This window comes from Streptomyces huiliensis (genome assembly GCF_020037025.1).
Lineage (GTDB): Bacteria > Actinomycetota > Actinomycetes > Streptomycetales > Streptomycetaceae > Streptomyces > Streptomyces huiliensis.
The window spans coordinates 1-1,009 of the sequence record NZ_JAIQLH010000088.1 but is presented as its reverse complement, the minus strand read 5'-3'; the positions used below and the strand labels follow the sequence as shown (position 1 = coordinate 1,009).

Below are 1,009 nucleotides of genomic sequence, written 5' to 3'. Positions count from 1 at the left end.
GGCGTCCTCGGGGACGGCGGCCGGGGGGGCGGGCGCGGGCCGGGGCGCGGGGCGCCGGGCGGACCCCGGCGCGGACTGGCCGGAACCGAGCGGCTCGCGGGAGGGGCCGGGAAGGCTCAGACGGTGAACAGATCGGTGAACGCGTCGGTGGCGTCGGCCACGTCGTGCCCGTAGGGCGAGTTGAAGTCCCAGATCAGGAAGAGCAGGAACGCGATCAGCGCGCTGTAGAGCCCGGCGAGGAGCAACTCCCGCGGCGACCGCCGGATCTGCAGGGTGTAGATCAGCCCCACCGCCACCAGCGCCCCGCCGATCAGACCGAACCACACCACTCCGGGCATGGTGTCCCCGGCGCTCAGCGACCGGGCGTTCCGCGCCGCGTCGGCCGCCCCGACCTGGTCCAGCAGCGGCTGGTACGACTGGCTCTCCCGGTCGTCCCGCGGCTCGTAGGCGGTGACGTCCGCCCGTACCCTGCCCAGCAGCTCCGTCCCCTTGTCGGTCAGCTGCCCGTCCTCCAGCATGCCCGGCCACTCCACGCGGACCACGTGCCGCACGTAGGCGTCGACGTCCGCCCGTACCTGGTCCCGGGTCTTCGGCGCGAACGCCTGCACCCGCTCGTACACCTCGTGCAGCGCCTGCGCCTCGGCCTGCACGGTCCCCTGCGCGGAGTTCCTGGCCTCCCACACGCCGGCGATGGCCAGCCCGAGGACGATGGCGTAGACCACGCCGATCATCATCGTCATGTACTCGATGACGTCGGGCGTCTCGGAGGGATCCTCGTCCGCCCCCACCCGCCGCCCGCGCAGCAGGATCACGGACACGACGACCGCGATCACCGCGATCATCGCGAGGACCAGTACCACCCACTCGTCCACGACATCCTCCGGTTCGCCCACGCGGCGCGAGCGCGCGCGCCACGGAGATACTGCGGCGTCCGTCACCCGTTCAGCCGGGTTGCGGGGTGGTTTCCTCCGATGGGATGAGGGTGTTCGAGGGGGTGGCGGGGGTGTTC

At 72.5% G+C, this 1,009-nt stretch carries 1 protein-coding gene; it reads right to left on the bottom strand.

Annotated elements, in window-relative coordinates; translation table 11 throughout:
• Window positions 1–116: 116 nt before the first annotated feature.
• The gene (locus tag JNW98_RS17600) at window positions 117–872 is read right to left on the bottom strand and encodes a bestrophin-like domain (RefSeq protein ID WP_223769200.1); all 756 of its coding nucleotides are present in this window, start codon (window positions 870–872) and stop codon (window positions 117–119) included.
• Between the last annotated feature and the right edge of the window lie 137 nt (window positions 873–1,009).